This is a genomic window from Pseudomonas sp. NPDC087598 (assembly GCF_044743525.1).
Lineage (GTDB): Bacteria > Pseudomonadota > Gammaproteobacteria > Pseudomonadales > Pseudomonadaceae > Aquipseudomonas.
The window spans coordinates 16013-24074 of record NZ_JBIUWQ010000033.1; the positions used below are offsets into that span (position 1 = coordinate 16013).

Here is an 8062-nt window from a genome sequence, read left to right on the forward strand (position 1 = left end):
CCGGTTGTCGGTGTGCCCGGGCGCTTTTGGGTTTTACCCCCGCCCCCCCACCCCCCCCCCCCCCCCCCCCCCCGCGCCCCGCCTCACTCCTACAAGGAGATTGTGTGAAATTCGCGGGATAAAAAAAGCCGCAACCTTGAGGTTGCGGCTTTGTCGTTTCAGCCTTTCAGATCAGTGAGCAAACAGTGAATTGCCCTTCTGCCCCGCCAGCTTCTCCGGTTTGATCAGGAACTTGGCCAGTGCCGGCAGCAGCCACAGCGCACCGAACATGTTCCACAGCAGCATGAAGGTCAGCATTAGACCCATGTCGGCCTGGAACTTGATCGCCGAGAAGATCCAGGTGCACACGCCGATGGCCAGGCACAGACCGGTGAACAGCACCGCTTTACCGGTGGATTTCAGGGTCTGGTAATAGGCTTCCTGCAACGGCAACCCGGCACGCAGGAAGCTTTCCAGACGACTGTAGATGTAGATGCCGTAGTCGACGCCAATCCCCACACCCAGCGCCACCACTGGCAGCGTCGCGACTTTCACGCCAATGCCCATGAACGCCATCAATGCGTTGCCGAGTACCGAGGTCAGCACCAGTGGCAGGACGATGCACAAGGTCGCCGCCCATGAACGGAAGGTGATCATGCACATCACCGCCACGCAGATGTACACCAGTATCAGGATGGTCAACTCAGCCTGTTTGATGACTTCGTTGGTGGCCGCCTCGATCCCGGCGTTACCGGCGGCGAGGATGAATTCCAGACCGTCCTTGTTGTTGTCCTTGGCGAATTCCTGCACCGCATGTACCGCACGATCAAGGGTTTCGGCCTTGTGATCGTTGAGGAACACCAGCACCGGCGCCAGCGAGCAACTGTTGTTGTACAGACCGTCGGCGCGGGCAATCGAGTTGTTCAGCACGTCAGGGTTGCGCGACAGGGTCTCCCATTTCAGGTTGCCCTCGTTCATGCCCTTGATCATCTGCTTGGACACGGTCACCAGCGAGATCGCCGACTGCACGCCCTCGGTGTTCTGCATCTTCCACATCAGCTCATCGATCGGCGCCATGGCTTCGTAGCGTGAGCAACCCTCGGCCTTGGTCTTGACCATCACCACCAGCACATCGGAACTGGTCGAATAGTTGTTGATGATGAAGTTGTTGTCCTTGTTGTAGCGCGAGTCCGGGCGCAGTTCCGGCGCGCCCTGGTCGAGGTCACCGATTTTCAGGTTCTGGCTGTACCAGAGGCCGCCGCCGAAGGCGATCAGCGCCAGCGCGATGGAAACCGGGGCAACTTTCGGGCTGGCGAAGTTCGACAACAGGCGCCAGAACGGATGTTCGCGGTTCGCGTCTTTCTTGCTCCTGGCAATCGCACGCTTGCTGATGCCGACATAGGAAATCGCAACCGGCAGCAGGATCAGGTTGGTGAACACGATCACCGCGACACCGATGGACGCGCCGATGGCCAGTTCACGAATCACGCCGATGTCGATGATCAGCAGCGTGATGAAGCCGACGGCATCCGCCAGAATCGCGATCATCCCCGGCAGGAACAATTGCCGGAACGTCCTTCGTGCCGCCGTCAGTGCGTTATCCGCCTCACTGGATTGCAGGGCGATCCCGTTGATCTTCTGCACCCCGTGGGAGATACCGATGGCGAAGATCAGGAACGGCACCAGCATCGAATAGGGATCGAGCCCGAAACCGAAAAAGTGCATCAATCCGAGTTGCCAGACCACCGCCACCAGCGTCGTACTCAACACCGCAATGGTGCTGCGCAGGCAGTTGGTGAACCACAACAGCAGGATCAGGGTGATGACGAAAGCGATGCCGAAGAACAGGACCACCATCACCAGACCGTCGATCAGGTCGCCGACCTTCTTGGCGAAACCGACAATGTGGATCTTGACGTTGGGGTTCTGCGCTTCGAACTTGTTGCGGATCTTGTCTTCGAGTTCATGGGAGAACTTGCGGTAGTCCAGCGCGAGCAATTTGCCTTGGTCTTCGGGGTCCGGATAGGACTCCAGCAGCGGGATGTCGACGATGCTCGACTTGAAGTCGTTGGACACCAGACGCCCGACCTGACCGGACTTGAGCACGTTGTTGCGCAGCAGATCGAGGCTGTCCTGCGAGCCGTTGTAGCTCTGCGGAATCACTTCGCCGCCGGCAAAACCTTCTTCGGTCACTTCGGTCCAGCGTACGCTCGGGCTCCACAGCGACTTCAGGCCGGAACGGTCAACGCCGGAGATGTAGAACACCTCGTCATTGATCTGACGCAGTGTCTCCATGTACTCCTTGGAGAAGATGTCGCCGTCGGTGGCTTCCACCGAAATCCTCACGGTGTTACCCAGGTTCGCCAGATCGTTGCGGTGCTCCATCATCTTCTCGATGAACGGATGCTTGAGCGGGATCATTTTTTCGAAACTGGTCGACGGCCGAATCAACGTGGCCTGCCAGAACAGGAAAATGCTCACCACCAGACAGATGAGGATCACTGCCGGGCGGTTGTTGAAAATCAGACGTTCAAGGAACGTCGCCTTGTCCTGCTGAGGAGTGATCAAGGAAGTCATAGCCCCGCCTTCTTATTATTGATCTCGGCGCCGTTTGGCAACGTGGTGTGCACACCGCCCTGCCCGGTCAGAATCAGGTTGCCGTCGCCCGCCGCAGTAACCGAAGACAGCGAGATGCGATCAGGACGGTTGAACACGCTGAACGTTTCGCCGTTGTCACTGCTGCTGATCACCGAACCGCCGTTGCCGACAATGACGATGGAGCCATCCGCAAGCAGCGTGGCGCCGGACAGACCGAACTCCAGCGCACCGCGCGCGGCTTTCAATTCAACCTGTTCCCAGGTGCTGCCGAAATCGGTGGAGCGGTAAAGGTTGCCGCGCAGGCCGTAGGCCAACAGCGTCTGCGGTTGCGCGGTGCCGATCACACCGAACAACGAACCTTCGTACGGACCTTCGAGTTTTTCCCAGGTCTGGCCCCAGTCGGCGGAGCGGAACATGCTGCCGGATTCGCCGACGATGAACAGCCCGGCGTCTTTCACCGCCGCGATGGCGTTGAGGTGGAACTGGTCTTCGTTGTCGAGACGGTCACTGACGTCTTCCCAGTGTTTGCCGCCGTCGGTGGTTTCCAGCAATGCGCCGTACGCGCCCACGGCGAGGCCGCTGTTGACGTCCTTGAACCAGACGTCGAGCAGCGGCGATTCACGTTTGAGGTCTTCGAATTGCTTGGTCCAGGTCAGACCGCCGTCTTCGCTGGCGAGAATCTGCGCATCATGACCGACCGCCCAGCCGTGTTTGTCGTCGACAAAATACACCGCCGTGAGCAGTTGCCGGCTCGGCACCTTGGCTTGAGTCCAGGTCTTGCCCTGGTCATCGGAATAGACAATGTGCCCGCGATCCCCGACCGCCACCAGGCGGGCGCCGGCGTGAACAACATCGAGAATCAGGCTTTTCGTGGCTTTGGCGGATTCGGTGGCGTACACCACGTCGGCCGGGGCCTCGGCGGCGATCACAGGTGCCGACAACGTGGCGAAGCCCAGCAGAGAGAGTGCTGTGGCCAGCAACGCGGTGTTGCGTAACGCCGGCGGGCGGCAACGACTCATAGACCTTCCCCTATTTATTATTGTTAGGCCATCTGGCCTTCAAGGGCGCCGCAAGTGTGCTCCAGTGATGGCTGGTCAGAAGCATAGTCCTGAAACCCGCAATCCAGAGCCACTTCGGAAGCTGGCTCATCCTATCGGGCTTTAGAAACGTCTGACAATCGGCGCCACGTTATCTTTTGTTAACCAAAAGCGAGCCCGTATTGCCGAGATATTCCCCCTGTAGGAGTGAGCCTGCTCGCGATAGCGGTATATCAGGTAAAGAATCGCTGACTGACACACCGCTATCGCGAGCAGGCTCACTCCTACAGGGGATCGTGGGGGCTTTGGGACTTGAATGCATGACCATTCGCCGGAGTGATGCGGCAAATGTTGCGAGGGGGACTTGCACGATCGGTATTATGGTATACCATCAGACGCACAGACACTCTCAATCCCCCAACGGAGCAGCTCATGAGTTTCGAAATTCGCAAGATCGTCAGCTATGTCGAAGAGACCTTCATCGAAGGCGGCAAAGCCACCGACAAGCCAGTGACCATGGTCGGCCTCGCCGTGGTGATGAAAAACCCGTGGGTGGGCAACGGTTTCGTTGAAGACCTCAAGCCGCAGATCCGCGCCAACTGCTCTGACCTCGGCGCACTGATGGTCGAGCGTCTGGTCGGCATCATCGGCGGTGCCGAGAAGATCGAGGCCTACGGCAAAGCCGCCGTGGTCGGCGCCGATGGCGAGATCGAACACGCTTCCGCCGTGATCCACACCCTGCGCTTCGGCAACCACTACCGCGAAGCGGTCAACGCCAAGAGCTATCTGAGCTTCACCAACAAGCGCGGCGGCCCGGGCACGTCGATCCAGATCCCGATGATGCACAAGGACGACGAAGGTCAGCGTTCGCACTACATCACCCTGGAAATGCAGATCGAAGACGCGCCGCGTGCCGACGAAATCGTCGTGGTACTGGGTTGCGCCGACGGTGGCCGTCTGCACCCACGCATCGGTAACCGTTACATCGATCTGGAAGAACTGGCCGCCGAAAAAGCCCAGTAATCACAATAAAAAGGCATTGCAGGAGCGCTCCATGATTCGGCTCACCGCTGAACTCACCCCGGCTGGCACCAGTTACCTGGCGACCGGCCAAGGCCAGCCCGTGGTCTTGATCCACGGCGTGGGCCTGAACAAAGAAATGTGGGGCGGCCAGATCGTTGGCCTGTCGACCCAGTACCAAGTGATCGCCTATGACATGCTCGGCCATGGCGCCAGCCCGCGACCGGCCAGCGGCACCGACTTGCTCGGGTATGCCGATCAATTGCTGGAGTTGCTCGATCACCTGAATCTGCCGCAGGCAGCGGTGATCGGTTTCTCCATGGGCGGTCTGGTTGCCCGGGCCTTTGCCCTGCATTACCCGCAGCGCCTGCAAAGCCTGGTGGTGTTGAACAGCGTGTTCAACCGCAGCGAAGAACAGCGTGCCGGGGTCATCGCTCGCACCGCGCAAGCGGCCGAACATGGCCCGGACGCCAACGCCGAAGCGGCGCTGTCACGCTGGTTCAGCCGCGAGTATCAGGCGGCCAATCCGGCGCAGATCGCCGCGATCCGTCAGACCCTCGCCGGCAATGATCCGCAGGGTTATCTGACCACCTACGAACTGTTCGCCACACAAGACATGTATCGCGCCGACGACCTGGGCAGCATTCAGGCGCCGACACTGATCGCCACCGGCGAACTCGACCCGGGTTCGACCCCGGAAATGGCCGAGCAACTGGCCCGGTGCATCCCCGGCGCGAAGGTTGCCGTACTGCCCGAGCAACGGCATATGATGCCCGTAGAGTCGCCGCGTCTGGTCAATCAGACGCTGCTGGAATTTCTCCAATTCGCACACTCCCGACAAAACCATATAAAGGGGATCGTTGCATGACACTCGCACGCTTCCAGATGTGCATCGGCGGAGAATGGGTCGACGCCCTCTCCGGCAAGACTTTCGAAAGCCTCAACCCGGCCTCCGCACAAGCCTGGGCCGAACTGCCCGACGCCGATGAAGCCGACGTCGAACGCGCCGTGCAATCGGCACAAACCGCGTTCGACAGCCCGGGCTGGCGCGGTCTGACCGCCACTGCACGCGGCAAGTTGCTGCGCCGTCTCGGTGATTTGATCGCGGAAAACAAGGAACAACTGGCGCAGCTGGAAAGCCGCGACAACGGCAAGCTGATCCGCGAAACCCGGGGTCAGGTCGGTTATCTGCCGGAGTTCTTTCACTACACCGCCGGGCTTGCCGACAAGCTCGAAGGCGGCACCCTGCCGCTGGACAAGCCTGACCTGTTCGCCTACACGGTGCACGAAGCGATGGGCGTGGTCGCCGCGATCATTCCGTGGAATAGCCCGTTGTACCTGACCGCAATCAAACTGGCGCCGGCCCTCGCCGCCGGCAACACGATTGTGATCAAGCCGTCCGAGCATGCCTCGGCGACCATTCTTGAACTCGCACGTCTGGCCCTCGAGGCCGGGATTCCGCCGGGCGTGGTCAACGTCGTCACCGGATACGGCCCGAGCACCGGCGCCGCCCTCACCCGCCATCCGCTGATCCGCAAGATCGCCTTTACTGGCGGCGCGGCGACGGCGCGGCATGTGGTGCGCAGCAGCGCCGAGAATTTCGCCAAGCTGTCGCTGGAACTGGGCGGCAAGTCGCCGAACATCATCTTCGCCGACGCCGATCTCGACAGCGCGATCAACGGTGCGATTGCCGGGATCTATGCGGCGTCGGGTCAGAGCTGTGTGTCGGGTTCGCGCTTGCTGGTGCAGGACGAAATCTACGACGAATTCGTCAATCGGCTGGTCGAACGCGCCCAACGCATTCGCATCGGCAACCCGCAGGAAGACAGCAGCGAAATGGGCCCGATGGCCACCGCGCAGCAACTGGCCGTGGTCGAAGGTCTGGTGGCGGATGCCATCGCTGAGGGTGCGCGTTTGCGTACTGGCGGCAAGCGTCCGGAAAATCTCGGCGCAGGCTGGTTCTACGAGCCGACGCTGTTCGAATGCGACCGCAATTCGATGAAGATCATGCAGGAAGAAGTCTTCGGCCCGGTGGCGTCGGTGATTCGCTTTAAAGATGAAGCCGAAGCGCTGGCCATCGCCAACGACTCACAGTTCGGCCTCGCGGCCGGCATCTGGACCCGCGATCTCGGTCGCGCCCATCGCCTCGCCCGTGACGTGCGTTCAGGGATCATCTGGGTCAACACCTACCGTGCGGTGTCGGCGATGGCACCGATCGGCGGCTTCAAGAACAGTGGCTATGGACGCGAAAGCGGCATCGATTCGGTGCTGGCCTACACCGAACTGAAAACGGTGTGGATCAACCTCTCTCAGGCACCGATGCCTGATCCGTTTGTGATGCGCTAGGAGTCCTGAGAAATGATCGAACCCGGCATTTACAAAGACGTCATGAGCTCGTTTCCGTCCGGCGTCACGGTGGTCACGACGCTTGACCCGGATGGCGGCATCGTCGGCATCACCGCCAGCGCCTTCAGTGCGCTGTCGATTGACCCGGCGCTGGTGTTGTTCTGCCCCAACTATGCTTCCGACACCTACACGGTGTTGCGCGACAGCAAGAAGTTCGCAATCCATTTGCTGTCCGCCGACCAGACCGCTGAAGCCTATGCGTTTGCCGGTAAAGGCAAAGACAAGGCCAAAGGCATCGAGTGGCATCTGAGCGAACTGGGTAACCCGATTCTGGCCAAGGCCACGGCGATCATCGAGTGTGAGCTGTGGCGGGAATACGACGGTGGCGATCACGCGATTATCGTTGGCGCGGTAAAGAACCTGATCCTGCCGGCGCAACCGGTTACACCGATGATCTACCACAAAGGCAAGCTCGGCCCCCTGCCGACCCTGGCCTGACGGATTCACACAGATCCCACTGTGGAACTGCCCATTGTGGTGAGGGGATTTATCCCCGACCGGCTGCGAAGCAGTCGTAAAACCATTGCACGCGGAATGTCTGGTAAATCGCGGTTGCAGGTGTTGGGGCTGCTTCGCACCCCGTCGGGGATAATCCCCTCACCACAGGTTTCATTCCAACAGGTGGATATGCGTTGTGAGGAGGAATGATGAGTAACGAAAAGTATGAAAAGGGCCTGAAGATCCGCACGCAGGTCTTGGGCGAAGCGTACGTGCAGCGCTCAATAGAGAACGCCGACGACTTCACCCGTCCGCTACAGGAAATGGTCACCGAATACTGCTGGGGTCATGTCTGGGGCCGCGAAGGCTTGTCGCTCAAGGAGCGCAGCATGATCAACCTGGCAATGATCTCGGCGCTCAACCGCCCGCACGAACTCAAGCTGCATGTGCGCGGCGCCTTGCGTAACGGCCTGAGTCGTGAGCAAATACGCGAAATTCTGCTTCAGGTCGGCATTTATTGCGGCGTCCCGGCGGCCGTGGACAGTTTCCGGCTCGCCCGTGAAGCCTTCGCCGAAGCCGACGCC

7 protein-coding genes are annotated in these 8062 nt (G+C 60.2%); 5 read left to right on the forward strand and 2 right to left on the reverse strand.

What is annotated here, in order from left to right:
• Positions 1 to 171: 171 nt before the first annotated feature.
• Positions 172 to 2556, reverse strand: coding sequence for an RND family transporter (locus ACIOWE_RS18085; protein ID WP_201237837.1), 2385 nt, complete (start codon positions 2554 to 2556; stop codon positions 172 to 174).
• Positions 2553 to 3596, reverse strand: coding sequence for a WD40/YVTN/BNR-like repeat-containing protein (locus tag ACIOWE_RS18090; RefSeq protein ID WP_401394038.1), 1044 nt, complete (start codon positions 3594 to 3596; stop codon positions 2553 to 2555). The genes ACIOWE_RS18085 and ACIOWE_RS18090 overlap by 4 nt, the downstream gene beginning before the upstream one ends.
• A 450-nt stretch (positions 3597 to 4046) precedes the next feature.
• On the opposite strand from ACIOWE_RS18090, the gene ACIOWE_RS18095 reads away from it, so the two are divergent.
• From ACIOWE_RS18095 to ACIOWE_RS18115, 5 genes are all read left to right on the forward strand, one after another.
• Positions 4047 to 4637, forward strand: coding sequence for an amino acid synthesis family protein (locus tag ACIOWE_RS18095; protein WP_007917992.1), 591 nt, complete (start codon positions 4047 to 4049; stop codon positions 4635 to 4637).
• A 31-nt stretch (positions 4638 to 4668) separates the two neighbouring features.
• Positions 4669 to 5502 carry an alpha/beta fold hydrolase gene (locus tag ACIOWE_RS18100; RefSeq protein WP_401394041.1) on the forward strand — a complete coding sequence of 278 codons (834 nt, stop codon included), beginning with the start codon at positions 4669 to 4671 and terminating at the stop codon, positions 5500 to 5502.
• Positions 5499 to 6980 carry an aldehyde dehydrogenase gene (locus ACIOWE_RS18105; protein ID WP_401394044.1) on the forward strand — a complete coding sequence of 494 codons (1482 nt, stop codon included), beginning with the start codon at positions 5499 to 5501 and terminating at the stop codon, positions 6978 to 6980. The genes ACIOWE_RS18100 and ACIOWE_RS18105 overlap by 4 nt, the downstream gene beginning before the upstream one ends.
• Before the next feature lie 12 nt (positions 6981 to 6992).
• A complete protein-coding gene (locus ACIOWE_RS18110) occupies positions 6993 to 7478 on the forward strand; it encodes a flavin reductase family protein (protein ID WP_401394047.1) in 486 nt (161 codons plus the stop codon).
• A 209-nt stretch (positions 7479 to 7687) separates the two neighbouring features.
• On the forward strand, positions 7688 to 8062 hold a 375-nt coding region (locus ACIOWE_RS18115; protein ID WP_401394050.1), incomplete at its 3' end, for a carboxymuconolactone decarboxylase family protein.